This window comes from Pseudomonas sp. PAGU 2196, from assembly GCF_022179005.1.
Classification (GTDB): Bacteria; Pseudomonadota; Gammaproteobacteria; order Pseudomonadales; family Pseudomonadaceae; genus Aquipseudomonas; species Aquipseudomonas kermanshahensis.
The window spans coordinates 129,739-156,068 of sequence record NZ_BNTL01000001.1; the positions used below are offsets into that span (position 1 = coordinate 129,739).

The 26,330-nt window shown below is 60.0% G+C and carries 27 protein-coding genes and 1 other RNA gene; 12 read left to right on the forward strand and 16 right to left on the reverse strand.

Annotated elements, in window-relative coordinates:
• Positions 1 to 184 precede the first annotated feature (184 nt).
• An RNA gene (gene rnpB / locus MFF34_RS00595) (RNase P RNA component class A) lies at positions 185 to 558 on the reverse strand.
• 67 nt (positions 559 to 625) lie between these two features.
• Positions 626 to 1,501 (reverse strand): 16S rRNA (cytidine(1402)-2'-O)-methyltransferase, encoded by an 876-nt coding sequence (gene rsmI, locus MFF34_RS00600; protein ID WP_027594007.1) that lies wholly within the window; start codon positions 1,499 to 1,501, stop codon positions 626 to 628.
• A gap of 187 nt (positions 1,502 to 1,688) precedes the next feature.
• Here rsmI and MFF34_RS00605 point away from each other — a divergent pair, with 187 nt between their 5' ends.
• The 5 genes from MFF34_RS00605 to MFF34_RS00625 all read left to right on the forward strand — a co-directional run bounded on the left by MFF34_RS00605 (position 1,689) and on the right by MFF34_RS00625 (position 5,492).
• A complete protein-coding gene (locus MFF34_RS00605; RefSeq protein WP_238209524.1) occupies positions 1,689 to 3,506 on the forward strand; it encodes a penicillin-binding protein activator in 1,818 nt (605 codons plus the stop codon).
• Entirely contained in the window at positions 3,506 to 3,877 is a 372-nt protein-coding gene (locus MFF34_RS00610) for a YraN family protein (RefSeq protein WP_027594005.1), read from the forward strand. Before MFF34_RS00605 ends, MFF34_RS00610 begins: the two co-directional genes overlap by 1 nt.
• An 86-nt stretch (positions 3,878 to 3,963) precedes the next feature.
• Positions 3,964 to 4,557: a phosphoheptose isomerase gene (locus MFF34_RS00615; protein ID WP_012274070.1), complete on the forward strand. Its 594-nt coding sequence runs from the start codon at positions 3,964 to 3,966 to the stop codon at positions 4,555 to 4,557.
• Positions 4,554 to 5,132 (forward strand): BON domain-containing protein, encoded by a 579-nt coding sequence (locus MFF34_RS00620; protein ID WP_027594004.1) that lies wholly within the window; start codon positions 4,554 to 4,556, stop codon positions 5,130 to 5,132. The genes MFF34_RS00615 and MFF34_RS00620 overlap by 4 nt, the downstream gene beginning before the upstream one ends.
• A gap of 141 nt (positions 5,133 to 5,273) precedes the next feature.
• Positions 5,274 to 5,492 carry a YgdI/YgdR family lipoprotein gene (locus tag MFF34_RS00625; protein WP_099430372.1) on the forward strand — a complete coding sequence of 73 codons (219 nt, stop codon included), beginning with the start codon at positions 5,274 to 5,276 and terminating at the stop codon, positions 5,490 to 5,492.
• 50 nt (positions 5,493 to 5,542) lie between these two features.
• Here MFF34_RS00625 and MFF34_RS00630 read toward each other — a convergent pair whose 3' ends face one another.
• The 7 genes from MFF34_RS00630 to rplM form a co-directional block, all read right to left on the reverse strand.
• On the reverse strand, positions 5,543 to 5,974 hold the full coding sequence (locus MFF34_RS00630) for a ClpXP protease specificity-enhancing factor (protein ID WP_238209526.1): 432 nt from the start codon (positions 5,972 to 5,974) through the stop codon (positions 5,543 to 5,545).
• Positions 5,975 to 5,984: 10 nt separating this feature from the next.
• Positions 5,985 to 6,608, reverse strand: a complete 624-nt coding sequence (locus MFF34_RS00635) for a glutathione S-transferase N-terminal domain-containing protein (RefSeq protein WP_027594001.1) — start codon at positions 6,606 to 6,608, stop codon at positions 5,985 to 5,987.
• Between the two features lie 117 nt (positions 6,609 to 6,725).
• Positions 6,726 to 7,505: a cytochrome c1 gene (locus MFF34_RS00640; RefSeq protein WP_027594000.1), complete on the reverse strand. Its 780-nt coding sequence runs from the start codon at positions 7,503 to 7,505 to the stop codon at positions 6,726 to 6,728.
• Complete coding sequence (locus MFF34_RS00645) at positions 7,505 to 8,716, reverse strand: cytochrome bc complex cytochrome b subunit (RefSeq protein WP_027593999.1); 1,212 nt, start codon at positions 8,714 to 8,716, stop codon at positions 7,505 to 7,507. Before MFF34_RS00645 ends, MFF34_RS00640 begins: the two co-directional genes overlap by 1 nt.
• Positions 8,716 to 9,309, reverse strand: coding sequence for a ubiquinol-cytochrome c reductase iron-sulfur subunit (petA, locus tag MFF34_RS00650; RefSeq protein ID WP_027593998.1), 594 nt, complete (start codon positions 9,307 to 9,309; stop codon positions 8,716 to 8,718). Before petA ends, MFF34_RS00645 begins: the two co-directional genes overlap by 1 nt.
• A gap of 262 nt (positions 9,310 to 9,571) precedes the next feature.
• Positions 9,572 to 9,964 (reverse strand): 30S ribosomal protein S9, encoded by a 393-nt coding sequence (gene rpsI, locus MFF34_RS00655; protein ID WP_009404633.1) that lies wholly within the window; start codon positions 9,962 to 9,964, stop codon positions 9,572 to 9,574.
• A gap of 14 nt (positions 9,965 to 9,978) precedes the next feature.
• Positions 9,979 to 10,407, reverse strand: a complete 429-nt coding sequence (gene rplM, locus MFF34_RS00660; protein WP_008097538.1) for a 50S ribosomal protein L13 — start codon at positions 10,405 to 10,407, stop codon at positions 9,979 to 9,981.
• A gap of 257 nt (positions 10,408 to 10,664) precedes the next feature.
• On the opposite strand from rplM, the gene MFF34_RS00665 reads away from it, so the two are divergent.
• The gene (locus MFF34_RS00665; protein ID WP_238209528.1) at positions 10,665 to 11,705 is read left to right on the forward strand and encodes an NADP(H)-dependent aldo-keto reductase; all 1,041 of its coding nucleotides are present in this window, start codon (positions 10,665 to 10,667) and stop codon (positions 11,703 to 11,705) included.
• Positions 11,706 to 11,918: 213 nt separating this feature from the next.
• A complete protein-coding gene (locus MFF34_RS00670) occupies positions 11,919 to 12,839 on the forward strand; it encodes a GlxA family transcriptional regulator (protein ID WP_172960431.1) in 921 nt (306 codons plus the stop codon).
• 112 nt (positions 12,840 to 12,951) lie between these two features.
• Here MFF34_RS00670 and zapE read toward each other — a convergent pair whose 3' ends face one another.
• The 3 genes from zapE to MFF34_RS00685 form a co-directional block, all read right to left on the reverse strand.
• Complete coding sequence (zapE, locus tag MFF34_RS00675) at positions 12,952 to 14,046, reverse strand: cell division protein ZapE (RefSeq protein ID WP_027593995.1); 1,095 nt, start codon at positions 14,044 to 14,046, stop codon at positions 12,952 to 12,954.
• Positions 14,047 to 14,131: 85 nt separating this feature from the next.
• A complete protein-coding gene (locus MFF34_RS00680) occupies positions 14,132 to 15,481 on the reverse strand; it encodes a tryptophan--tRNA ligase (protein ID WP_238209530.1) in 1,350 nt (449 codons plus the stop codon).
• Between the two features lie 25 nt (positions 15,482 to 15,506).
• Complete coding sequence (locus MFF34_RS00685) at positions 15,507 to 16,142, reverse strand: alpha/beta hydrolase (RefSeq protein WP_238209540.1); 636 nt, start codon at positions 16,140 to 16,142, stop codon at positions 15,507 to 15,509.
• Positions 16,143 to 16,277: 135 nt separating this feature from the next.
• Between MFF34_RS00685 and MFF34_RS00690 the strand changes: the two genes are divergently transcribed.
• Both MFF34_RS00690 and MFF34_RS00695 read left to right on the forward strand, forming a co-directional pair.
• Complete coding sequence (locus MFF34_RS00690; RefSeq protein WP_027593992.1) at positions 16,278 to 16,715, forward strand: YhcB family protein; 438 nt, start codon at positions 16,278 to 16,280, stop codon at positions 16,713 to 16,715.
• A gap of 181 nt (positions 16,716 to 16,896) precedes the next feature.
• On the forward strand, positions 16,897 to 17,595 hold the full coding sequence (locus tag MFF34_RS00695; RefSeq protein ID WP_238209542.1) for a hypothetical protein: 699 nt from the start codon (positions 16,897 to 16,899) through the stop codon (positions 17,593 to 17,595).
• 57 nt (positions 17,596 to 17,652) lie between these two features.
• On the opposite strand, the gene MFF34_RS00700 is transcribed toward MFF34_RS00695, so the two are convergent.
• Positions 17,653 to 18,849: a methionine gamma-lyase gene (locus MFF34_RS00700; RefSeq protein WP_238209544.1), complete on the reverse strand. Its 1,197-nt coding sequence runs from the start codon at positions 18,847 to 18,849 to the stop codon at positions 17,653 to 17,655.
• A gap of 127 nt (positions 18,850 to 18,976) precedes the next feature.
• On the opposite strand from MFF34_RS00700, the gene MFF34_RS00705 reads away from it, so the two are divergent.
• The 3 genes from MFF34_RS00705 to MFF34_RS00715 all read left to right on the forward strand — a co-directional run bounded on the left by MFF34_RS00705 (position 18,977) and on the right by MFF34_RS00715 (position 22,192).
• Entirely contained in the window at positions 18,977 to 19,456 is a 480-nt protein-coding gene (locus MFF34_RS00705; RefSeq protein WP_238209545.1) for an Lrp/AsnC family transcriptional regulator, read from the forward strand.
• A gap of 112 nt (positions 19,457 to 19,568) precedes the next feature.
• A complete protein-coding gene (locus tag MFF34_RS00710; RefSeq protein WP_238209547.1) occupies positions 19,569 to 21,932 on the forward strand; it encodes an S-type pyocin domain-containing protein in 2,364 nt (787 codons plus the stop codon).
• A complete protein-coding gene (locus MFF34_RS00715) occupies positions 21,929 to 22,192 on the forward strand; it encodes a bacteriocin immunity protein (RefSeq protein ID WP_238209550.1) in 264 nt (87 codons plus the stop codon). The genes MFF34_RS00710 and MFF34_RS00715 overlap by 4 nt, the downstream gene beginning before the upstream one ends.
• 129 nt (positions 22,193 to 22,321) lie before the next feature.
• Here the strand turns inward: MFF34_RS00715 and cysN are convergent, their stop codons facing one another.
• The 3 genes from cysN to MFF34_RS00730 form a co-directional block, all read right to left on the reverse strand.
• Positions 22,322 to 24,223, reverse strand: a complete 1,902-nt coding sequence (cysN, locus tag MFF34_RS00720) for a sulfate adenylyltransferase subunit CysN (RefSeq protein ID WP_027595325.1) — start codon at positions 24,221 to 24,223, stop codon at positions 22,322 to 22,324.
• 15 nt (positions 24,224 to 24,238) lie between these two features.
• Positions 24,239 to 25,156: a sulfate adenylyltransferase subunit CysD gene (gene cysD / locus MFF34_RS00725; protein WP_003251799.1), complete on the reverse strand. Its 918-nt coding sequence runs from the start codon at positions 25,154 to 25,156 to the stop codon at positions 24,239 to 24,241.
• A gap of 267 nt (positions 25,157 to 25,423) precedes the next feature.
• Entirely contained in the window at positions 25,424 to 26,182 is a 759-nt protein-coding gene (locus MFF34_RS00730) for a Nif3-like dinuclear metal center hexameric protein (RefSeq protein WP_027595324.1), read from the reverse strand.
• Positions 26,183 to 26,330: the final 148 nt, after the last annotated feature.

Below are 26,330 nucleotides of genomic sequence, written 5' to 3' on the forward strand. Positions count from 1 at the left end.
GCCTTACAGGACCGAGATTTAGCGCGATAAAGGAATGTGGAAAGAGTTCAGGCGGGAAAAAAACACGAGAAAAATCAAACCCACGCAAGCGTATGGAGTTCGAAGTTAAAGTGATTTATTAAGAGTAAGATTTTTTCGGTATTACCAGAGCGCGCCTGCTATCGATTCAAGCAGGGAGGGAGAGGTGGAGAGTCGATCTGTAAGCCGGGTTTTGTCGAGGACAGTCATTCCTCTACGACGGCCATCACTGGACGCCTCTAGCAACCTACCCGGTTCCGACGCGGGCCACGCCTAATGGAACCCTATTTGGTCTTGCTCCGAGTGGGGTTTACCTAGCCACGAACTGTTGCCAGTCGCGCGGTGCGCTCTTACCGCACCTTTTCACCCTTACCGGCACCGAAGTGCTTAGGCGGTTATTTTCTGTGGCACTTTCCGTAGGCTCACGCCTCCCAGGCATTACCTGGCACTCTGCCCTATGGAGCCCGGACTTTCCTCCCCCTGCCGTTTCGCAACAAAAGCTGCGGAACAAAAGCAGGCAGCGACTGTCCAATCGACTCTCCGCTGACAAGGTTAACGGCAGCCGCGCTCAAGAACAAGCGATACCGTAAACTATATCAAATTGCCACTACTGTGCTTTCTGCTTTTCCAAGGCAAGTTGATACAACAGATTCTTACGTACGCCGGTAATTTCCGCCGCAAGTGCCGCCGCCCGCTTGAGCGGCAACTCCGCTAACAGCAAGTCCAGCACACGCTGCGCCTCGACACTGATGGCCTGCTCGCCCTCAGGCGCACTCCAGCCGCCCACCAATACAACGCACTCTCCCCGCTGCTGATTGCTATCGGCCGCGACAAAAGCACGCAACTCGGCCAAGGGCAGCCCTTTGAGGGTTTCGAAGGTTTTGGTCAGCTCGCGCGCCAACAGCGCCGGGCGCTCAGCACCGAACACTGCCTCCATGTCTTCGAGGCACTCGAGGATGCGGTGAGGGGCCTCATAGAAGATCAAGGTACGCGGCTCTTCCTTCACCTGCTCCAGGCGTGCCCGGCGCCCCGCCGTCTTCGCCGGCAAAAAACCTTCGAAGATGAAACGGTCGGAGGGCAGGCCCGCGGCAGAAAGCGCGGCGATCAGCGCGCACGCACCGGGCACCGGCACCACATTCACACCCGCCGCACGCGCTTGGCGCACCAGGTGGTAGCCAGGGTCGGAAATCAATGGCGTACCGGCGTCGGACACCAGCGCCACGTTGTCGCCGGCCAACAGCTTGGTCAGGAAACGCCCACCTTCGTCACGCTCATTGTGCTCATGGCAGGCCGCCAGCGGTGTGTCGATACCGAAATGCTGCAGCAGGCGGATCGAGTGACGCGTGTCCTCGGCCGCGATCAGGGCGACATCCGCCAGCACCTTCAGCGCCCTGGCGCTCATGTCGTCGAGGTTGCCGATGGGCGTTGCGACCACATACAGCGTACCCACGGTGGATTTCGAAGCCCCTGCCACATCAGTCACTGCGCACACCTGTCTTTCGGATCAAAGGCGCCATTGTAGCCCGAGCGCCCGCAACAGGGCGCAAAGAACTTCGCAGGCGTTCACCGGCCAGCCGCCTATAGTGAAGGATCAGCATCAGCAACATCGCGCCCCGGCCAGTGCTTGGGTACAATTGCCGGCCAACTTGATCGAGTAACAGGACCTTTACATGATCGCTTGCCTGCGGCTGCTCTCAGCCCTCTGCCTCGCTACCCTGCTGGCAGCCTGCGCCAGCTCGCCCTCATCCAGCCTGGGCGAGCTGCCGCGCACTCCGGACGCCAGTATCGAGCAACTGCTCGAAAAGGCCGCCTCCAGCAAGTCCGCGGAAGACGCCGCCCTGCTGCGCCTGAGCGCCGCAGACCTTGCGTACAAGCAGAAGGACTACCCGCGCGCCGCACGCATTCTCGAGCAGGTCCCGATGGACACGCTCAAGCCCGCCCAGCAAGTCTTCGCCAGCACCCTTGGCGCCGAGCTGGCGATGAGCCGCAATCAGCCCAAAGCGGCGCTGAGCGCGCTGTCGCACCCCAGCCTGCAGCGCGTTGGCGAACTGCCGGTAGAACAGCAAGCACGCACCTACAGCGTCCACGCGGCCGCCCTTGAAGCCGACGGCCAGTCGTTGGCAGCGGCACAACAGCGCATCCTGCTCGCCCCGCTGCTCAGCGGCCAGGCCGCCAGCACCAACAATGACGCCATCTGGGCACTGGTCGCCGCATTGCCGGCAGAGCAGTTGCAGCAGCCCGCCACCGACCCGGTCCTGGCCGGCTGGACCAGCCTGGCCCTGGCGGTGAAAACCGCCGGCACCCTGGAGCAACAGCAAGCCGCCATCGAGGCCTGGCGCAAACAGCACCCGGACCACCCTGCCGCCCAGCAACTGCCGGTGGCGCTGGTCAAGCTCAAGGAGCTGGCCAGCCAGCCATTGACCAAGATCGCCCTGCTGCTGCCCCAGGAAGGGCCTTTGGCGGGTGTCGCCCGCGCGCTGCGCGATGGTTTCATGGCCGCTCACTTCCAGGCCCAGCAGTCGGGCCAACCGGCGCCAGCCGTGCAGGTATTCGACAGCTCGCGCATCACCTCGCTGGACGACTTCTACCGCCAAGCCCAGGCCGCTGGTGTGCAACTTGTAGTCGGCCCACTGGAAAAACCCCTGGTGAAGAAGCTCGCTGCTAATCAGCAGTTGCCAATCACCACGCTGGCACTTAACTATGCAGACGCCGGCCAGACAGCCCCGCCGCAACTCTTCCAGTTCGGCCTCGCTGCTGAAGACGAAGCCCGTGAAGTCTCGCGCCGCGCCCGCGCCGACGGCAAGGTACGTGCCGTTGCCCTGGTGCCAAGCGGTGAATGGGGCGACCGCGTGCTCGCCGCTTTCCGCAAAGACTGGGAAAGCAACGGCGGCACCCTGCTCGCCGCCGAGCGCATCGCTCAACCGGTCGCCCTGGCCCAGCAAATTGCCGACCTGTTCCAACTGCGCCAAAGCGAAGGCCGCGCCAAGAGCCTGCAAAGCACGGTAGGCGGCAACATCGCCGCGCAGCCATCGCGCCGCCAGGACATCGACTTCATCTTCCTCGCCTCGACGCCGCAGCAGGCCCAGCAGATCAAGCCGACGCTGAACTTCCAGTACGCGGGCGACGTGCCGGTCTACGCCACCTCGAACCTGTACAGCGCCAGCGGTGACGTCAACCAGTACAACGACATGAACGGCATTCGCTTCTGCGAAACACCGTGGCTGCTCGACACCAGCAACAGCCTGCGCCAGCAAGTGGTCCAGCAATGGCCACAAGCAGCCGGCAGCCTCGGCCGCCTGTACGCCATGGGTGTGGATGCCTACAGCCTGGCACCCCGCCTGGGCCAGCTGAAAGCCCTGCCGGATAACCGCATCCAGGGCCTGTCCGGCAGCCTGAGCATGAACGCCAACCAGCGCATCGAACGTCAACTGCCGTGGGCCGAGTTCGCAGGTGGCCAGGTCAAGCGCCTGCCAGACACCGCCCGCTGATGCCCGACGCATCGCCTACCCAGGCCGGCCATGCAGCCGAAAACCAAGCCCTTGAGTACCTCCAAGGGCAAGGTTTGCAGCTGCTGACACGCAATTGGCGATGCAAAGGCGGTGAGCTTGATCTGGTCATGCTCGACGCCGATACAGTAGTATTCGTCGAAGTCCGCTACCGGCTGCACGCGAGCTTCGGTGGCGCCCTCGGCAGTATCGACGGGCGCAAGCAGAAACGGCTGGTGCTGGCTGCCAGCCTTTTCCTGCAGAAGGAGTGCCGCTGGGCCACACACCCCTGCCGCTTCGACGTTGTCGCCCTGCAGGGCAGCCACCACGCAGGCAGACCGCTTCAATGGCTGAAAAACGCCTTCGAATGCTGAACCCACTTCATATTTTTTGCTCTATGTTTCGCGGGCTGGTCGTTGATGCGCGCAGCAAAGGCCACCGCCCCACTTAAGGTCACCAGATGGACATGCAATCCCGAATTCGCCGGCTGTTCCAGGCCAGCATCGATACCAAGCAACAGGCAATGGACATCCTGGCACCGCACATCGAGCAGGCCAGCCTGGTCATGGTCAATGCGCTTCTCAACGAGGGCAAGATGCTCGCCTGCGGCAACGGCGGCTCGGCCGGCGATGCCCAGCACTTCTCGTCAGAGCTGCTCAACCGCTTCGAGCGCGAGCGCCCGAGCCTGCCGGCCATCGCATTGACAACCGACAGCTCGACGCTGACCTCGATTGCCAATGACTACAGCTACAACGAAGTCTTTTCCAAACAGATTCGCGCCTTGGGCCAGCCCGGCGATGTGTTGCTGGCGATTTCCACCAGCGGCAACTCGGCCAACGTGATTCAAGCGATCCAGGCCGCACATGATCGCGAAATGATTGTCGTAGCATTGACTGGACGTGACGGTGGCGGCATGGCTTCGCTGCTCCTGCCCGAGGACGTGGAAATCCGCGTGCCCTCGACAGTCACCGCGCGTATCCAGGAAGTCCACCTGCTGGCGATCCACTGCCTGTGCGACCTGATCGACAGCCAACTGTTCGGGAGTGAAGAATGACCCCTATGCGCCTCGGCCTGATGGCCCTGACCCTGTGCCTGAGCGTTACCGGCTGCAGCTCGGTGCTGACCTCCACCCGCAATTCGCCAATCGAGGACGATCGCGGCACGCGCACCATCGGCAGCAAGATCGATGACTCGCTGATCGAAACCAAGGCTGCGGTGAATATTTCCAAGGCCAGCCCAGACCTGGACAAGGGCTCGCACATCGTTGTCAGCAGCTACAACGGTATTGTCCTGCTCGCCGGCCAAACCCCGCGCGCCGACCTCAAGAGCCTGGCCGAGCAGACTGCGGGCCAAGTGCAGCGCGTGAAGAAGGTGCACAACGAACTGCAGGTGATGCAGCCGTCCTCCATCCTCGCGCGCAACAACGACGCCTGGCTGACCACCAAGATCAAGACCCAGATGCTGACCGACAACGCCGTGCCAAGCTCGCGCATCAAGGTGATTACCGAAAACGGTATCGTCTACCTGCTCGGCCTGGTGACCCAGCAAGAGGCCAACGCCGCCACCGGCGTGGTCCAGAGCGTGTCGGGCGTGCAGAAGATCGTCAAGCTGTTCGAGTACATCGACTGATTCATTGGCCTTTTCCGATCTCATCGCCGGAAGCCGGCTCTCGCAGGGTTCGTGGTTCACCTGCGAGAGCCGGCTTGCCGGCGATGAGGCGCGTACAGGCCACCACAAAGCTTTACCCTTCAGAAATTCAGGAAACACCGCATGAAGAAGCTCCTGCTGCCTGCCCTGCTGATTGGCACCTTCGCCACCCTGGCCGGCTGCTCCACCCCTAGCCTGATCACCCTGAACGACGGCCGCGAGTTCCAGGCCGTCGACGCGCCGCGCTACGAGAAGGCCACCGGCTTCTACGAGTTCCAGCAACTCGACGGCAAACGCACCCGCATCAACAAAGACCAAGTGCGCACCATCAGCGACCTTTAGTCGCAGCTGCAGCGCAAATAAAAAGGCGATCCGGTTGGATCGCCTTTTTGTTACTTGACCACTTTGAGGCTTGGCCGACCCGTTGGACGCGGCGGCTGGCCACCCCCTTCAGGTGGGCCGTCATCATCCGGCTCGACGTCGTCGTCTTCCAGCTCATCGCCTTCCATCAACGACGGCTCCAGCTCGAAGACCATGCCCTGCCCGTTCTCACGGGCGTAGATACCGAGGATCGCACCAATCGGCACGTACAAGGTATGGGCGACGCCGCCGAAGCGGCCCTCGAAGCTCACCGCATCGTTATCCATGTGCAGGCTGCGCACGGCGCTCGGCGAAATATTCAGGACAATCTGACCATCACTGGCAAAACCTTGCGGCACCTGGACTGCCGGGAATTCGGCATTGACCAGCATATGGGGCGTGCAATCGTTGTCGACGATCCACTCGTACAGTGCTCGAACCAGATAGGGGCGACTGGAGTTCATCAACAGCTCCTTAAAGCTTGCGCATTTCACGTTCTACGGAGGACAGGCTCGCCATGAAAGGCTCGCGGGCGAACTGTCGCTCCATGTAATCCAGCAGCGGCTTGGCTTGCCGCGGCAATTCGATACCCATGACCGGCAAACGCCAGAGTATGGGCAATAGACAACAATCGACCAGGCTTTGCTCATCACTCATGAAGCAGGCGAACTCACCGAACAGCGGCGACACACCGGTCAAGCTCTCACGCAACGCCTTGCGCGCCTCGGCCCGGGCAGCGTCAGTGCTGCGCGCGTCGAGCACGGTGTCCGCCAGGGCACACCAGTCGCGCTGGATGCGGTGTATGAGCAGGCGGCTGTTGCCACGCGCCACAGGGTACACCGGCATCAAGGGTGGATGCGGGTAACGCTCTTCGAGGTATTCCATCACCACGGTCGACTCATACAACGCCAGGTCGCGGTCGACCAAGGTCGGCACGCTCCCATAGGGGTTCACCTCAACCAGCTTGGGCGGCAAACGGCCAGGATCGACGTCGACGATCTGCACGCTGATGCCTTTTTCGGCAAGAACGAGGCGTACCCGATGAGAATAGTGATCAGCGGGATCGGAATAGCAGGCTAACCTGTTGGTTGCGCCCATGTAGCGCCTCCTCGCACGAGATGCTCGTAAAACTCTAAATGAAAACGCGCCCGGGGCACCCTGGCAAATCTGCTAGGGCCCCCCGGGCGCGTTCAACTACCAGAAATTACTGCGTGATCAGTGCACGTCCTTCCAGTATTCACGCTTGAGCAAATAGGCGAATACGAAGAAGAAAGCCAGGTACAGCAACACATAGGTACCAATGCGCTGGCTTTCCAGTTTGACCGGGTTGGCCGAATAGGCCAGGAAGGTCACCAGGTTCTTGACCTTCTCGTCGAACTGCTCGGTCGTCAGGGTACCGGAATTCGGCGTGATGGTCAGCTGGTCGCACGCTTCATGGGTCAATGGGCTGCCCGTCAGCGGGTCAAACTGCTTCTTGCCATCGACCACGCTCTGTACCTGCTTGCAGCCAACCACCTGGTTGCCCTGCAGGCCGACCAGCACGTTGGGCATGCCCACGTTAGGGAACACCTTGTTGTTCACCCCATAAGGACGCGACTTGTCCTCATAGAAGCTGCGCAGGTAGGTGTACAGCCAATCGGTACCCCGCACCCGGGCGACCAGGGTCAGGTCGGGTGGCGCGGCGCCGAACCAGGTCTTGGCATCGCTTGGCTTCATGCCGATGTTCATGTGATCACCAATCTTGGCACCGGTGAACACCAGCTTTTCAAGCATCAGCTCGTGGGGGATACCCAGGTCATCGGCGACCCGCTCGTAGCGCTGGAACTTGGCGCTGTGGCAACCCATGCAATAGTTGGCAAAGGTGCGCGCACCATCCTGCATGGCCGCTTTGTCGGTCAGGTCGATGTCGACCTTGTCCAGCTCCAGGCCGTGTTCCGCAGCGAAGGAAAAGGCAGGCATCACTGCCAGCAAAAATACTGCAATCAACTTTTTCATCAGCCAGTCACCCTTTCCGGAACCGGTTTGGTCTTCTCGAGCCTTGTGTAGAACGGCATCAGCAGGAAGTAGGCGAAGTACAACACCGTGCACACCTGCGACAGCAAGGTGCGCCCTGGTGTCGGTGCCAGCACGCCCAATATGCCGAGGATGACGAAGGCCACGCAGAACACCAGCAGGAAGAGCTTGCTGATCCAGCCCTTGTAGCGCATGGAGCGCACCGGGCTGCGGTCGAGCCAAGGCAACACGAACAGCACGGCGATGGCGGCACCCATGGCGATCACACCCATGAGCTTGTCAGGCACCGCACGCAAGATCGCGTAGAACGGCGTGAAGTACCACACCGGTGCAATGTGCTCAGGCGTCTTGAAGGCGTTCGCCTGCTCGAAGTTCGGTTTCTCCAGGAAGTAACCGCCCATTTCCGGGAAGAAGAACACCACGGCGCAGAACACGAAGAGGAACACGACCACGCCGACAATGTCCTTGACGGTGTAGTACGGGTGGAACGGAATGCCGTCCAGCGGGATACCGTTTTCGTCCTTTTTCTTCTTGATGTCGACGCCATCGGGGTTGTTCGAACCCACTTCATGCAAGGCCAGGATGTGCAGCACCACCAGGCCCAGGATAACGATCGGCAGGGCTACCACATGCAGGGCGAAGAAGCGGTTCAGGGTAATACCGGAAATCAGGTAGTCACCACGAATCCATTGGGTGAGGTCGTCGCCGATCACCGGAATCGCACCGAACAGCGAGATGATCACCTGGGCACCCCAGTACGACATCTGCCCCCAAGGCAGCAGGTAGCCCATGAAGGCCTCTGCCATCAGCGCCAGGTAGATCAGCATGCCGAACAGCCAGACCAGCTCGCGTGGCTTCTGGTAGGAGCCGTAGAGCAGCCCGCGGAACATGTGCAGGTAGACCACGATGAAGAACGCCGACGCGCCGGTGGAGTGCAGGTAGCGCAGGATCCAGCCGTATTCCACGTCACGCATGATGTACTCGACCGAGGCGAAGGCCTCTTCCGCCGAGGGCGTGAAGCTCATGGTCAGCCACACACCGGTGACGATCTGGTTGACCAGCACCAGCAACGCCAGGGAGCCGAAGAAATACAGGAAGTTGAAGTTCTTGGGCGCGTAATACTTGCTCAGGTGGTCTTCCCACATCTTGGTGGCGGGGAAGCGCGCATCAATCCAGTCCATGAACTTGCTCATCATGCGTTCTCCTGATCGACGCCGATGACAATGATGTCGTCCGACTCATACGAGTGCGGCGGCACTGGCAGGTTGAGAGGCGCCGGCTGCGACTTGTAGACACGGCCAGCCAGGTCGTAGTGGGAACCGTGGCACGGGCAGAAATAGCCCCCTACCCACTTTGGCCCCAGGTCGGCGGGCGCCACTTCAGGGCGGAACGTCGGCGAGCAGCCCAGGTGGGTGCACAGGCCTACAAGAATGAGTATTTCCGGCTTGATCGAGCGCACCTGCGGGTCGACGTAGGTGGGTTGCACCGAGGCCTTCGACTCGGGGTCGGACAGGTCTGCGGTAATTTTCTTGAGGTTCCCGAGGATCTCCTCCGTTCGCCGTACGATGAACACAGGCTGGCCACGCCACTCAGCCACCATCTGCTGCCCGGCCTCGACCTTGGCGATATTCACCTTCACCGGTGCACCCGCGGCTTTCGCCTTGGCACTGGGAAACCATGACCCCACGAACGGTACCGCAGCCCCCACTGCCCCCGCCGCCCCGACCACAGAGGTCGCGGCTACGAGGAAGCGGCGCCGGCCTGCGTTGACGCCGTCATTGCTCATTCAGTCCTCTCCCATCAGCTTGCTTGGCCTGTTGGATCAGGCCTGTACTTAGGTAATGTCTGTGGCACTAAAAATTGGCCGCCATGGTAAGAAACAAATCCACACACTGACAAGGTGATTACCCGGTTGCGGGCTACAACCCTCGCTTTGCTTGATCTGCGTCTATGCGGTAAGCCGTCACGGACATGCTGACAGGTTAGTTCAAGACATAAAAAAAGCCCGGTTCCAAAGGAACCGGGCTTTTTCGACTGCCGAAGCGAAATTAACGCTTGGAGTACTGAGGACGCTTACGCGCTTTACGCAGACCCACTTTCTTACGCTCAACTTCACGAGCGTCGCGGGTGACGTAGCCAGCACGACGCAGAGCGCCACGCAGGGTTTCGTCGTATTCCATCAGAGCGCGGGTGATACCGTGACGGATCGCACCGGCTTGACCGCTGACACCACCACCAGCAACGGTGACGTAGATGTCGAACTTCTCAACGGTCTCGGTCAGTTCCAGCGGCTGGCGAACAACCATGCGAGCGGTTTCGCGGCCGAAGAACACGTCCAGAGAACGGTTGTTGATGGAAATGTTACCAGTACCCGGACGCAGGAAAACGCGAGCGGTTGCGGTCTTGCGACGGCCAGTGCCGTAATTTTGAGTCGCCGACATAATGAACTATCCCGTTAGATCTTCAGTTCTTGAGGCTGCTGAGCAGTGTGTGGGTGAGCAGCACCCGCGTACACTTTCAGCTTACGGTACATGTCGCGACCCAGCGGGTTCTTCGGCAGCATGCCTTTGACCGCGGTTTCGATAACACGCTCAGGGGCCTTGGCGATCAACTTCTCGAAGTTGATTTCCTTGATACCGCCTGGGAAGCCGGAGTGGGAGTAGTACATTTTGTCGGAAGACTTGGCGCCAGTTACACGGATTTGCTCGGCGTTGATGACGACGATGTAGTCGCCGGTGTCAACGTGAGGGGTGTATTCTGGTTTGTGTTTGCCACGCAGACGGCTAGCGATTTCGGTAGCCAGACGACCCAGGGTCTGGCCAGCGGCGTCGACTACGAACCACTCGCGCTTTACTGTTTCCGGTTTAGCAGTAAAAGTTTTCATTCTCTAAAGCCTCAGAGGCCGCCCAGCGAAAAATAGACGGCGAATCTTACTGGATAGTGCACAGCTTGCCAAGGGCAAGCGCGCAGCCGAACACAGACGCTTTTGGGGGCTCGGGTCGGGCACGCCAATGTTCGACGGGGTTCTTCCTGCGTGGTGGTGCATCACTTCCGCCACACGGAGAGGTGCCGAATTATCCAGATTGCGCGAAAAATTTCAACCTGCTTTTATGGGCTTCTTTACCAAGGAGAGTTTTCCCGATGGAATACCGCCAGCTCGGCCGTACCGATCTCAACGTCAGCGCCCTGTGCCTGGGCACCATGACCTGGGGCGAACAGAACGTTCAGGACGAGGCCTTCAAGCAGATTGCGATGGCCAAGGCCGCCGGGGTCAACTTCATCGACACCGCCGAAATGTACCCGGTGCCACCGCGCCCCGAGACCTATGCGGCCACCGAGCGCATCATCGGCAACTGGTTCCGCGAAAAGGGTGATCGCGACGACTGGATCCTGGCCAGCAAGGTCGCAGGCCCCGGCAACGGCATCAGCCACATCCGTGATGGCCAACTCAAGCACAACCGCCAGCACATCGTCGCGGCGCTGGACGAAAGCCTGAAACGCCTGCAAACCGACCGCATCGACCTGTACCAGCTGCACTGGCCGGAGCGCAGCACCAACTTCTTCGGCAAGCTGGGCTATCAGCACCTGCCACAAGACCACTTCACCCCACTGGAAGAAACCCTCGAAGTGCTCGACGAGCAGGTGCGCGCGGGCAAGATCCGCCACATTGGCCTGTCCAACGAAACGCCGTGGGGCACCATGAAGTTCCTGCAGTTGGCAGAAGCCCGCGGCTGGCCGCGCGCGGTGTCGATCCAGAACCCGTACAACCTGCTCAACCGCAGTTTCGAGGTGGGCCTGGCGGAAATCGCCATCCGTGAGCAATGCGGGCTGCTGGCTTATTCGCCGCTGGCCTTTGGCATGCTGTCGGGCAAATACGAGAACGGCGCCCGGCCCGAAAAAGGCCGCCTGACGCTGTTCAGCCGCTTCGCCCGCTACTCCAACCCGCAGACCGTGGCGGCCTGCAGCCGCTATGTGCAACTGGCCCAGGCACATGGGCTGGACCCGGCGCAGATGGCCCTGGCGTTCGTGACACGCCAGCCGTTCGTGACCAGCAACATTATCGGTGCGACTAGCGTCGAACAGCTCGAGAGCAACCTGGCGAGCCTGGACCTGAAGCTGAGCGATGAGCTGCTGGCGGCGATCGAGGCGATTCATCAGGACCAGCCCAACCCGGCGCCCTGAACCCAGTGCAGCGCTGTCCCTTTCGCGGGTGAACTCGCGAAAGGGACCGTGCAATTCTGCGGGGTAGACACAATCGCCAAAAAATAAGACGATCCAGCCGGTGATTGACCACTCTACCCTATAAGAACAATGACAATGATGTTTACCCAACCCTCCGCGTCGCTGCGGCGCGTCAGCATCCTGGCCATTGACAAGGTGTTTGCTTCGACCTTGATGCAAGCCAAGGATTTCTTCCACCTCGCCAGCCTGCGGTATAGCAAGCAATTGGGCCTGGGCCTGCAGCCCATGTTCGAAATTGGCCTGGTGAGCCCAGACGGCCAGCCCGTGGACAGCTTCAGTAATGTCCAACTGCCGGTCGACGGCGGCCTGAACGATGCCGACATCATCATCCTCCCAGCGTTCTGGGACGACTTCGACAACCTCATGCAGCGTTATCCACAGGTGTTGCCGTGGCTGCGCGAGCAACATGCCCGTGGCGCCGTGCTGTGCGCTGAAGCCTCTGGCGTGTTCTGGCTGGCCGAGTCCGGCCTGCTCGACGGCAAGGAGGCGACGACCTACTGGCGTTTCTTCGCCAATTTTGCCGAGCGTTTTCCGAAAATCCGCCTGAACCAGGACAAGCACCTGACCGATGCCGACAATATCTATTGCGCGGGCGGTGCGACGTCGGCCTGTGACCTGTATATCTACCTGATCGAGCGCTTCTGCGGTGCCAACGTGGCCCGCGCCGTGGCCCGCGACATCCTTTACGAAGTGCAGCGCAACTACACCCCGGGGCGCATGGGTTTTGGTGGGCAGAAACTGCACCAGGACCTGATCATCCTGCAGATCCAGCATTGGCTGGAAGAGCACTTCGCCGACAAGTTCCGCTTTGAGGACGTGGCTCGCAACCACGGCATGAGCATTCGCAACTTCATGCGCCGCTTCCAGGGCGCGACGGGCGACAAGCCGCTGCATTACCTGCAACGGCTACGGATCGAGACCGCCAAGGGCTTGTTGTCGAGCACGCGCAAGAGCATCAAGACCATCAGCTACGAAGTGGGCTACGACGACGCCAGCTTCTTTGCCCGGTTGTTCCGCCAGCACACGGAGTTGTCGCCGAACCAGTATCGGCAGCAGTTCATGCAAGAGGCTTGAGGCCTAGGGGGCCGCTTCGCGCCCCATCGCCGGCAAGCCGGCTCCTACAGGGACCGCGCGGTACTTGTGGGAGCTGGCTTGCCAGCGATGGGGCGCAAAGCGGCCCCAGTATTCAAGGCTTGTGCGCGCGCGACAGGAACTCGTGCGACTGCATCTCCAGCAACCGGCTCAAAGTCCGCTGGAACTCAAAGCTCAACCGGCCACCGGTGTACAGGTCCTTCAACTCCACCTCAGCCGAAATGATCAGCTTGACGTTACGGTCGTAGAATTCATCAACCATATTGATGAACCGGCGGGCGATATCATCGGTGGCAACGCCCATCTGCTCGACATTGCTCAGCAATACCGCATGGAAGATCTTGCCCAGTTCGATGTAGTCGTTCTGGCTACGCGGCCCGTCGCACAGGGCGCGGAAGTCGAACCAGGCGACGTCATCGCAGGTGCGCAGGGCGTTGATCGGGCGATTTTCGATCATCAGCACGTCGTTCTCGACAGCCTGGGTGCACTCAGGGGTCAGTGCCTTGAAGCTGGCACGCATGCTCTGGTGTGCGGCGTCATTGAGCGGGAAGTGGAACAGTTCGGCCTGCTCCAGGTGACGCAAGCGATAGTCGACGCCACTGTCGACGTTCACCACGTCGGTGTACTGCTTGATCATGGCGATGGCAGGCAGGAAGCGCGCACGCTGCAGGCCGTCCTTGTACAGGCCGTCCGGCACGATGTTGGACGTCGCCACCAAGGAAACGCCGTTCTTGAACAGCTCCTCCATCAAAGTGCCGAGGATCATCGCATCGGTAATGTCGGAGACGAAGAACTCGTCGAAGCAGATGACTTTGGCTTCGTCGCTGAAACGTTTGGCGATGAGGGTCAGCGGGTTTTTCTCGCCCTTGAGGGTTTTCATCTCCTCGTGCACGCGCTTCATAAAGCGGTGGAAGTGCGTCCGCATCTTCTGCTTGAACGGCAGCGCCTCGTAGAAGGTGTCGACCAGGTAGGTCTTGCCACGCCCTACCCCACCCCAGAAGTACAGGCCCTTGACCGGCGTCTGCTCTTTCTTGCCGAACAGTTTGCCGAACACGCCCGGCTTGTTGTTCTGCGCGTGCACCAGGTCGTCGTACAGGCGCTGCAAGTGACGCACCGCAGTCTCCTGCGCCGCATCATGGAAGAAGTCGGGACGTTTCAGATCTGCTTGATATCGTTCTAGGGGCGTCATGATTTCGTTAGCGAGGCAACAAAAAACGGGCCGTCACTGTAGCGACAGGCCCGCTTAATGGCAATCAGACTTGCGTCAAACTGTCTCAGTCCTGCTGTGGCACCAGGGCCTCGTGCAGGCTTTGAACAGCCGCATCACGGGCTTCGGCCGTGTCGAACTGCGGCCCTTCAGCCACTTGCTCGCCATTCAGCCACAGGCTGAAGCTCAGCCCTTCAGCACGCACATCGGCTTCGCCACCTTGCTGCAGCTGCTTGCTTACAGCGCCAGCACTCTTGCCGTCGGCGAAGCTGCGCGACAGCAACAGTTGCTCGCCGTCGGCGGCCAGCAGGCGGAAGCGGAAGCTGCCATCCTCGTCACGGAAGCTGACGAAACGCGCGCTCTTGGCGGCCTTTTTCTTCACTTCGGTGTTGGCCTGCACGCTGCTGCGGAACGAACGCAGGCCAACGGCTTCGCGCAGTTGCTCAAGGAACGGCGTGGCGATCTTGCGGGCCTTGGCGGCACCGGCCAACAGGATGTCTTCCAGGTCCGATGGACGCGAGATCAGTTGATGGTAGTGGTCGCGCTTCTCGGCCAGTTGCCCATCCAGCAGCTGGAACAGACGCTGCTTGGCGTCGCCCCAGCCCAGGCCCTGCAGCAGCTCTTCGCGGAACCCGGCGCATTGCTCCGGCGTCGAGAAGGCCTGGTACAGGGTGAACAAGTGCGAATTGTCCGGGTCTTTCGCTTCGCCCGGCGCGCGCGAGTCGGTCACAATGCGCGAAATAGCGTCTTTCATGTCCTTCGCGCTGGTGAATAGCGGGATGGTGTTGTCGTAACTCTTGGACATCTTGCGCCCGTCCAGGCCCGGCAACGTCGCCACGCTCTCTTCGATCACCGCCTCCGGCAGGGCGAAGAAGTCCTTACCCTGGCCGAACAGGTGGTTGAAGCGCTGGCCAATGTCACGGGCCATTTCCACGTGCTGGATCTGGTCACGGCCGACCGGCACCTTGTGGGCGTTGAACATCAGGATGTCGGCGGCCATCAGCACGGGGTAGCTGAACAGCCCCATGGTCACGCCGGCGTCCGGGTCTTCACCGTTCTCGACGTTCTTGTCCACCGAGGCCTTGTAGGCATGGGCACGGTTGAGCAGGCCCTTTGCAGCAACGCAGGTCAGCAACCAGGTCAGTTCGGGGATCTCCGGGATGTCGGACTGGCGGTAGAAGGTTACCTTGTCCGGATCGAGGCCACCGGCCAGCCAGGTGGCAGCGATTTCCAGGCGCGAGCGCTGGATGCGCAGCGGGTCGTCGCACTTGATCAGGGCGTGGTAGTCGGCCAGGAAGTAGAACGAATCGGCACCGGGTTGTTGGCTGGCGCGGATCGCCGGGCGAATGGCGCCGGCGTAGTTGCCCAGGTGCGGGGTGCCGGTGGTGGTGATACCGGTAAGGATGCGCGTGGTCATGGGTGTTCGCTTATTCAGGCTTGGCTCAATTCGAAAGGCGCGGCAGCAGCAGATCCTTCAGATCGGTCAGCTTGCCATGGAAGAAGTGTCCGCATTCTGCCACTTTCAGCAGCTCATGGGGGCGCGACAGGGTGTCAGACCATTCGTAGACCAACTGCGGATCGACGACCTCATCGCTGTCGGGCTGCACCAGGGTGATCGGGCAGCGTTGCGGCAACGGGAATTCGGCTGTCAGGCGCATCACCGCCGGGGCGATCATGAACAGGTGTTGCAACTCAACGCCAGCGCTTTCCAGGCGCCCTGCCAGGCTGGTCGCGACGAAACCACCGAACGAGAAGCCCATCAGCACCACCGGCAGCTCAGGGTGCTTCGCGCGCAACCAGGCAGCCGCTGCCTCGGCATCGGCTACCTCGCCCGCGCCCATATCATGGCTGCCGGCGCTTTGGCCGACACCCCGGTAGTTGAAGCGCAGGGTCACGTAACCGGCGTCACGCGCGGTGCGTTGCAACGTCGAAACTACCTTGTTGAGCATGGTGCCGCCCTGGACCGGGTTGGGGTGGCAGATCAGCACCACGCCGCGGGCATCGGCCACGTCCAGGTACAAGGCTTCCAACTGGCCACAAGGGCCATCGATGAACAAGGGGGTTTCGCGGACAAGCAAGGCACTACTCCGTGACCTCGGGAAGGGTCGATTCGTCTAGGTGAGGAATTCTGTTCTGATTTGCGATCGCTCGCGGTATACAGCGCAGGTCTGAGCCGTTAACGTAAAGCAAAGCCGTTTATAGAGGAAGGACTCGTGGAACTCTCGCTCCTTGTTTGGTTGTTGCCGACCCTGGCCCTGGTCATCGGCGTGGTGGTTGGTTTCGTCGTAGCCCGCCTGCTGCCCAATGCCGCGCCGAGCAGCACGCAACGTCAACTGGATGACATCCAGCAGCGTTTCGACAGCTACCAGAACGAAGTGGTCACCCACTTCAACAGCACCGCCGTACTGGTCAAGAAACTCACCCAGAGCTACCAGGATGTCCAGGATCACCTCGCCGATGGCGCCAACACCCTGGCCCTCGACGACGTCACCCGCCAGCGCCTGCTGGCCGCCCTGCACTCCGAAGCGGCCCAAGGCCCACGCGACCGTCTGACCCCGCCGAAGGACACCGCCGAAGTGCCACGCGATTACGCGCCAAAAACGCCGAACTCGCCGGGTATGCTCGATGAGAGCTACGGGCTCAAGCGTTGAGCTGATGCGTTGCAAAAGGCCTCGAAAGAGGCCTTTTGTTTTTCTGAGGGGCAGCATTACCCAGCAATCGACACCGAGCCGGCAACAGATTCACGCAACTTACTCAGCACACATTTCCGAGTGCCTCTCGGCCTGGTATTTGCGGACCCTGCATAAGCCTATCCAACCCAGGAGAACTCTTATGCTGACTCACCGACAACGCTCATTCATTGCCACTGTTGAGGCCGTGGACGGTAGCTTCAATTTCCTCGATGAACTGCTGGGAGGACCAGCCGAGATCGGCGGCACTTCTACCCCCACCACACAAAAACCGACGATGGCTGGCATTGCCCACGCGGGATGGGCCGGCCGTTTTTTCCGCCACACCGTGATAACCAGCAGTGGAAACCGAGGAAGCCGAGCACCTGTCTATGAGCAGAATCCCACGCCGGTTGTAAAACCGGTTGAACCCAGCAAGCGTGACGAATCGAATTACCTTGGGTATGTTGCTGAAGCAGTCGATGTCGCGCCGCTGCACCTTTACTTTCGCAGCGTGGAAAAGGGCTACCGGTTGTTCGTTCGGTCTTCCGTTCGCTACGCACGCGCACTTTACATCCATAAGGAAAATTGCGTATGCGCCTTACCCTCCCCCTTCGATAACGCCTACCCAACGCTCTTCGAGTTGCTGGATTGCGACAACATACCCATCACTTTCGCCAGCCTTGAAGACCAGGTAACTGTGCGTCTGGCCCCAGCAGGCCGGCAAACGCCCTTGATGTTGCGCACGTTCAAAGGTGTGCCATACACCTATGTTTGCACGCAAGGCCAGTCTCCTCTTGAGTTGCGCCTGAGTATTCTGGAAAGAAACGCCGCGTATCTGAACGACCCTGATGAAGTCTGACCTCCAGGCGTAAGGCCCTGACGCGGCTATGCCAATGTCAGGGCCCCTACAGCCGCTTCAACTGCAAACCATCAGCGCGTGGCCAACATCCTCAAGCAGGTCCTCCACATCCTCAAGCCCCACCGATAAACGAACCAACCCCTCCGATATCCCGTGATGTGCCCGCTCCTTCGGCGTATAGCTGGAATGGGTCATGCTCGCCGGATGCTGCGCCAGCGACTCGGCATCGCCCAGGCTCACCGCCCGCGCGAACAGCTGCAGGGCATTCATGAAGCGCCGCCCGGCTTCGATGCCGCCCTTGAGCTCGAACGCGATCATGCCACCCGGCAGGCGCATCTGCCGTTGAGCGAGTTCGTACTGGGCAAACGAGGGCAGCCCTGGATAGTGGATAAACTCGACCTGCGGCTGGCGCGCGATAAACTCTGCAACCTGCTGTGCGTTGGCGCAATGGCGGTCCATGCGCAGCGCCAGGGTCTTGATACCGCGCATCAACAGCGAAGCGTCATGCGGCGACAGCACCGCGCCCGTCATGTCTTTGAGGCCTTCCAGGCGTATCCGGTCGATCAGCGCCTTGCGCCCCACCACCAGCCCTGCGGTGAGATCACCATGGCCGCTCAAGTACTTGGTGGCCGAATGCACCACCAGGTCGGCTCCCATTTCCAGGGGCCGCTGCAAATAAGGCGTGCAGTAGGTGTTGTCGACCACGATATGCAAATCATGCCCACGCGCGGCATCCGCCACGGCCGCGATATCGACCAGTTGCATGTTGGGGTTGGCGGGTGTTTCGAAGTAGATCATCCGTGTTTTGCTGGTGATCGCCGCCTTGAGTGCCTTGATGTCGTTAAGGTCGACGTGACGGATTTTCACCCCGAACTCGCCAATGCCATGGTGCAGGAAGGCAAAGGTACAGCCATACAACGTGCGCCCGACAATCAGTTCATCACCCGGCCGCAGTAGGGTCCAGATCGTCGAGGTAATGGCCCCCATCCCCGAAGCCAGCGCCAGCCCGGCCTCGCCCCCTTCCAGGGACGCCATGCGCTGTTCCAGCAAGGCCAGCGTCGGGTTGGAAATACGGCTGTAGAAGTGCCCCGCTTCCTCCCCTGCAAAGCAGGCAGCGCCATATTCAACGGTGGGGAAGGCATAGGTCGCTGTTTGATACACCGGCGGCACGAGGGCGCCCCCGTGGGAAAGCGGGTCATAACCATGGTGGATGGCCCGTGTGGAAAAACCGGTGTTGTTATGGGAGTCGCGCATGGCAACAGCCTCTGGTGGTTTGTTATAAGCTTATGCCACTGAGCTGCCTGAATTTTTCCAAAATAGCCCACTCAACCGAGCACTTTTTGGAACAAAAACAACAATTATTCGATCAGGAGGGCAAACCATGCCTTCGAACCTCGACCGCGCCGACCGCGCCCTGCTCGCTGCCCTGCAGGACAACGCCCGCCTTACCGTCTCCGAACTTGCCGACCAAGTAGCGCTGACCACCTCGCCTTGCTGGCGGCGTGTCAAATTGCTGGAAGATAACGGCTATATCACCGGGTACCAGGCCATTCTTTCCCCTAAGTCATTGGGGTTTGGCGTCACCGCTTTTGTCAGCATCATGATGGATTCGCATACCAAAGACATGGCCTTGGCCTTTGAGAAGCGGTTGATGGAAATACCCGAAATCGTTGCCTGCCATAATATTTCCGGGCGCTATGACTTCTTGCTGGAAATACTGGCGCGGGACCTTGAATCGTTTGGGGAATTCACCCGGGAAGTACTGCAGCGGTTGCCGGGAGTTAAAGAAATTTATTCGAGCTTTTCGTACAAGGCAGTGAAAGAGAGGCGCGTGATTCCAGTGTCGGAAAAGCATATCTGATTCAGACCTTTCCGAACGGCAGGAAGGGTCCTACCGATGGATAGGCCGCAACTGACATACTGCACATTCAATACACGAAATGCTTTGCCATGTAGTGATCAGGAGAACCTACATGGCACAGGACAAAACGTATTATCTCACCGAAGGGCTTTGGATTAGCGCCGCTGCCCCCACGGGTGCTGAACTCAGGTTACTGGGTGGCGGTGGAGGCGGACCAGGCGGAGGGGGCTGGGGGCTGAGTGAAGGCTACCCTCGCGGTACCAGCCCAACCAAAAATGATATTGCGCGGGTCATTTCAACACGGAGAGTGTTGACAGAGGAATATCAGGTCATCGAGAAAGACCACGAAGAAAAATATACTCAAGAGATAAACCAGCTCCCAGAAACGATTGCCGCATTAAAAGCTCAAATCAGATCCGACGCGCAGAACACACCCAACCAATCTTTAAAAGCAATAGTTGAACAACAGGTTTTGACCTCACGTATCAGCCAGATGCGTGAGAACTACCTGCAGATTTTACCCGACGCAAATAGCTATTTTGGCGTACCCGCGTTCTATAAGCGCGGCGATTCAATGATGAGTCGGTTTCTCGACCCTGGCTTCATCGAATCAACAACGGGTGAAGCCTTGGGTGCGGAATGGGCCACAAAACTGCAGAGGTCGTGGGACGGCGCCTATCGTTTACACCTGCTAGCCCAGAAGCATCAGTCGCTAGCGGATGAACTCAAAAGGCTGGCAGGACAGGTAGATCAAGAGGAGCTGACCCAGCAGCCTTTAGACCTGCTGAAGGTGATTGCGCGTAGAACAGCGCAGATTCACGTAGAGCGGCAAATTCACTTCGAATGTTTGCCCAATGTTATTCAGCATGAGCTCGGGCAAACCGTCATTGGGGACGCGTACACACTCGCCCAAACGTTCAATGCTTACTTGGCCACCGCCTCTGCTCTGGTGCAGAGCAAACAATCGCAAATACCGCAGTACCCAGATCAAAATCCGCGGATCAGCAGCCCTCTGTCGAAACCCCAACTGGAAGGGCTGTTGCATCTTGTGGATGAGCAAAGATTGCGCCGAGCTGGTCAGCGCTGGAAGGAATATCACCAGGCCCTTGCATTGAGCGAATCGATCAGGTTCCTCGACACCTTCACAAGTGCTACGCAGAATCTTAACCAGCGCGCGGCCGAGGTTGAACACTTACAAGCTCAGTTTGCAGCGCAACAGGCGGCGGCTGAGGAAGCCGCTCGGCTACAGGCTGAGGCTGAGCGCCTGGCTGCCGAGGAAGTGGTGAGGCAGCAGGCCGAAGCTGAGCGATTGGCCGCAGAAGAAGCGGCACGCCAGCAAGCCGAAACTGAGCGTTTAGCTGCCGAGGCGGAACGGCAGCAGCTCGAGAAGTTGCTCAAACGTATAAGTTACAACCACGAAGGCCGACTGGCGGCATCGGTCCCTGCAATCATCCCCATCGGTGCTGCAACGTTCGCAATCGCCGAGACCGCCTATACAGCGTTAGGGGCTGCAATATCTGCAGCTTTGACCAGGATTATTGCGGCTTCCACTCCCGCCCTAGCGGTGGGCTCCCTGGCTATGGCCTGGCCGTCGACGTTGGCCAACAGCGAACGTCACTACCTCATCAGCACGCCCCTCGCTAACCTTTCACCTCCGAACGGTCCGGATCTAGTCGCCCTTGCCCTCTCATCAACCAGTATCGATTTACCTTACCTTCTTGCTGGGGCCGAAGACCAACATGGGCTGGATCTCTACGTGGTCCCTGGCGCTAAGCCAGTACCCGTTCGCGCCGCGACGTTCGACAGCGAGCGCCAGCTTTACAGCCTGGCACTGGAGAACCCTCAGCGAATTCTGACCTGGACCCCAGCCAGCGCACCGGGGGATGAACAAGGAACCTCTACCAGTCTTCCGCCGGCACCACCTGGGACTGTCGTTTACACCGGCAGCAGCCTTAATCCTGTAAGCACCGAGCAGGACGGTTATCCGGCTCTGGAGCTACTGGATCAAGAACGGCTGATCATCACCTTTCCGCTGGATTCGGGTTTGCCGCCTATTCTGGTGGTGTTCAAGAGTCCTCGATATGAACCGGGGGTGGTTAGTGGGGTAGGCTCAGATATCACCGAGGTTTGGCTTGGCCAGTCTAGCCGTGAAGAAGGAGCCCTCATCCCAACACGAATCGCTGCCCAACTCATAGGCAGGGAGTTCAATAATTTCAATGCTTTTCGGATGGAGTTCTGGAGGTCTGTCTCCCATGACGCAGAGTTATCCAAACAATTTTCACAACAAAACTTAAGCCGCATGAGAAATGGCAACGCCCCAATCACTCGAAAAGCTGACGCATACGGTTTGCAAAGAAGCTTTATACTACACCACGTCAGCCCAATTGGAGAGGGTGGAGCAGTTTACGATGTTGACAACCTAAGAGTCGTCACACCGATAGCGCATCAAAAAATTCATTACGGTGACAAGTCATGATCTTAAAAAAAAGTTACAACGATTACACTGAAGCAGAGTTTATAGAATTTCTTGAAGCGCTTTATCGCGCCAACGCCATTGAGCCTGACGAAACGCTAGCCCCATTACTAATCCACTTCTCAACCATTACCGAACACCCTAGCGGAACGGATTTAATCTATTGGCCAGACAGTGAAGCACAAGGTGAACTTCAAGCCGTGCTTAACATCATTAAGGACTGGCGCGCAGCTAACGGCAAGCCAGGATTTAAAGCAGAGTAAATCCAACACCCCGCTCATACGGGGTGTTACTCCTTAAAAAATTAGTGCGTCCCAGAATTGTGAGATTTGCACGTCCGGACACAAACAAAAAACCCCGCCGAAGCGGGGTTTTTCATGCAGCTTCAGCGCTTAGATCGCGCCACGCTGACGCAGCACATCCAGCACCTGCTTCACGCCTTCGTCGACACTGGTGTTCTGGGTATCGATCACCAGGTCAGCGTCCAGCGGCACATCGAACGGGAAGCTCTCACCCGGGATGTTGTCGCCACCGGCAGCATACAGGCCCTGCGGGTCGCGCTCGCGGCAGGCGATTGGCGAGGCCTGGACGTAAACGGTCACCAGGCGCTCCTTGCCGATCAGCGCCTTGGCCTGTTCGCGGCCTTCGGCATCCGGGGCGACGAAGGCGGCCAGGGTCAGCATGCCGGCTTCGTTGAACTGGCGCGCCACATGGGCGGCGCGGCGCCAGTTCTCGGTGCGGCCGGCGCGGTCCTGTGGCAGGCCCTTGTTCAGGTCGTGGCGCAGGTTCTGGCCATCGAGCACGTACACTGCACGGCCCATGTCGAACAGCTTGCGCTCCACGGCGTAGGCCAAGGTGCTCTTGCCAGCACCGGACAGGCCGCTGAACAGCACGGTGGCCGGCTGCTGGCCGAAGCGCAGGGCGCGCTCTTCGGTGGACACGTGAGCCTGCTTGCCATGCTGGCCGGTGCTGCCGTGCGGCAGCACTGGCTGTGCGATGATCATGCCGGCGCCAACGGTGCCGTTGGTCAGGCGGTCGATGACGATGAACGCACCGGTGGTGCGGTTGCTGTCATAGCCGTCCAGTGCGATGGCGCTGTCCAGGGACACCTTGACGCGACCGATCTCGTTCAGCTGCAGCGCGCTGGCCGCATCCTTTTCGAGGGTATTCACATCGACCTTGTGGGTGATGCTAGCGATCGAGCCCGGCACATAGCTGGTGGCGCGCTTGATGTCGTATTTCTTGCCCGGGAGCATGGGCTCTTCGGCCATCCACACCAGCATCGCGTCGAACTGGTCGGTTACCGGCGGGACGTTGTCGGCATGCACCAGCAGGTCGCCACGGGAGATGTCGATCTCGTCTTCCATGGTCAGGGTCACGGCCTGGCCTGGGCCGGCATTTTCCAGCTCACCTTCGTAGGTGACGATGGATTTGACCCGGCTGCTCTTGCCCGACGGCAGCACGACGATTTCGTCGCCCTTGTGCACTACGCCACTGGCGAGGGTGCCGGCAAAGCCGCGGAAGTTCAGGTTCGGACGGTTGACGTACTGCACCGGGAAGCGCAGGTCGGTGAAGTTGCGGTCGGCCGCGACTTCCACGGTCTCGAGGATTTCCATCAGCGCAGGGCCGGTGTACCACGGCGAACGCTCGCTGCGGTTGACCACGTTGTCGCCCTTGAGCGCCGACATCGGCACGAAGTGCAGGCTGCTCGGCGTCAGGTTGATGGCATCGGCGAACTTCAGGTAGTCGGCCTTGATTTCTTCGAACACACCTTCGTCGAACCCTTTGAGGTCCATCTTGTTGACGGCGACGACGATGTGCTTGATGCCCAGCAACGAGGCGATATAGCTGTGACGACGGGTCTGGGTCTGCACGCCGTAGCGGGCATCGACCAGGATGATCGCCAGGTCACAGGTGGATGCACCGGTGGCCATGTTACGGGTGTACTGCTCGTGGCCCGGGGTGTCGGCAATGATGAACTTGCGCTTGGCGGTGGAGAAGTAGCGGTAGGCGACATCGATGGTGATGCCCTGCTCACGCTCGGCCTGCAGGCCGTCGACCAGCAGCGCCAGGTCGACTTCTTCGCCGGTGGTGCCGGACTTCTTCGAATCACGGGTGATGGCTTCGAGGTGGTCCTCGTAGATCATCTTCGAGTCGTGCAGCAGGCGCCCGATCAGGGTGCTCTTGCCGTCGTCGACGTTGCCGCAGGTCAGGAAACGCAGCAGTTCCTTGCGCTCGTGCTGGGCCAGGTAGGCGAGGATGTCCTCGCTGATCAGATCAGATTGGTGCGACATGGAGTAACCCTGAAATTAGAAGTAGCCTTGGCGTTTCTTGTCTTCCATGGAGCCGGCGCCATCGTGGTCGATGACACGGCCCTGGCGTTCGGACGTACGGGTCAGGAGCATTTCCTGAATGATGTCCGTCAGGGTCTCGGCTTCGGACTCGACAGCACCCGTCAGCGGGTAGCAACCGAGGGTACGGAAACGCACCTTCTTCTTGACGATGCGGGCCTTTTCTTCCTCGGAGAGGTGCTCAAGGATGCGCTCGTCGTCGATCATGATCAGGGTGCCGTTCTTCTCGATGACTTCACGCTCGGCGGCGAAGTACAGCGGCACGATCGGGATGCCTTCGAGGTAGATGTACTGCCAGATGTCCAGCTCGGTCCAGTTCGACAGCGGGAAGACGCGGATCGACTCGCCCTTGTTCACCTTGCCGTTGTACACGTTCCACAGCTCGGGGCGCTGGTTCTTCGGGTCCCAACGGTGTTTGCTGTCGCGGAACGAGTAGACGCGTTCCTTGGCGCGCGACTTCTCTTCGTCACGGCGGGCACCACCGAAGGCGGCGTCGAAACCATGCTTGTCCAGCGCCTGCTTGAGGCCCTGGGTCTTCATGATATCGGTGTGCTTGGAGCTGCCATGGGTGAAGGGGTTGATGCCCTGCGCCACACCCTCAGGGTTGACGTGGGTGATCAGCTCCAGGCCCATTTCCTCGACCATCTTGTCGCGGAAGCTGTACATCTCCTGGAATTTCCACTGGGTGTCGACGTGCATCACCGGGAACGGCAGCTTGCCCGGGAAGAAGGCCTTGCGCGCCAGGTGCAGCATCACGGCGGAATCCTTGCCGATCGAGTACAGCATCACCGGGTTGTCGAACTCGGCGGCCACCTCGCGGATGATGTGGATGCTCTCCGCCTCCAGCTGTTTCAAGTGCGTCAGTTTGTCGACCATGGCTACTCACGAAAAACGATCTTATGGACGGCCTGCGGGCCGTGTTCGAGCGAGCCACTTTATCACAGCGGCTGATTCTATTTAGGAGGCGGGCTAGATCGAAACAATCTAACGATATGACTGGGGGTTTGGGCTCTGGCTACCCACCACCAGCCGTTGTAGGGGCAGCCTTGTGCTGCGAAGAGGCCAGTGGTGGCACTTTGGCCTGTACCGGCCTCTTCGCAGCGCAAGGCTGCTCCTACAGGGGCTGTGGGAGATCCGGAAGGGTTAGATCGGATTCGGGCAATCGATGAACAGATGTTCCACGGCGAAGCGCCGGGCCAGGTAGTCGCCCAGGGCCTGCACGCCATAGCGCTCGGTGGCATGGTGCCCGGCGGCGATGAAGCTGACGCCGTTTTCGCGAGCACTGTGGAAGGTCTGTTCCGACGCCTCGCCACTGATGAACAGGTCGACCCCTGCGGCAATCGCGGTATCGATATACCCCTGCCCGCCCCCGGTGCACCAGCCCACGCGGCGGATCATCTGCTCGCCTTCAACCAGCAACGGCTCACGCCCCATCACCTCTTGCACCCGCCGGGCAAAATCCCGTGCAGTCATCGGCTCGGCCAGCGAACCGACCAAGCCAACCACTTTCGGGTTTTCCGGGTCCAGCGGCCCCTCGACGGTGATATCCAACTGGCGCGCCAGCTGCACGTTGTTGCCCACCTCCGGGTGTACATCCAACGGCAGGTGGAACGCCAGCAGGCTGATGTCGTGCTTGAGCAGGGTTTTCAAACGGCGCTGCTTGATCCCCGTGATGCACGGGTTCTCGCCCTTCCAGAAGTAGCCATGGTGCACCAGCACCAGGTCGGCCTCGGCCTCGACCGCGGCATCCAGCAACGCTTGGCTGGCCGTGACACCGCTGACAATGCGGCTGACCTGCGGGCGGCCCTCGACCTGCAGCCCGTTGGGGCAATAATCCTGGATCTTCGCACTGCCCAGGTAGCGCTCGGCTTCCTCGACCAAGGTGTTCAGAGCGACGGCCATGAAAATCTCCTCGAAATCTGCGTTTTTGCCGGGTTCAACACCCGTATACTGGCGGCCATTATGAGCCGTCGCCGGCCTTGGGGAAACCGGCGTCAGCCGCCTGGGTGCAGGCCAGACAAGCCTTCGCCGATCAGCGGTTTCAGGTGTA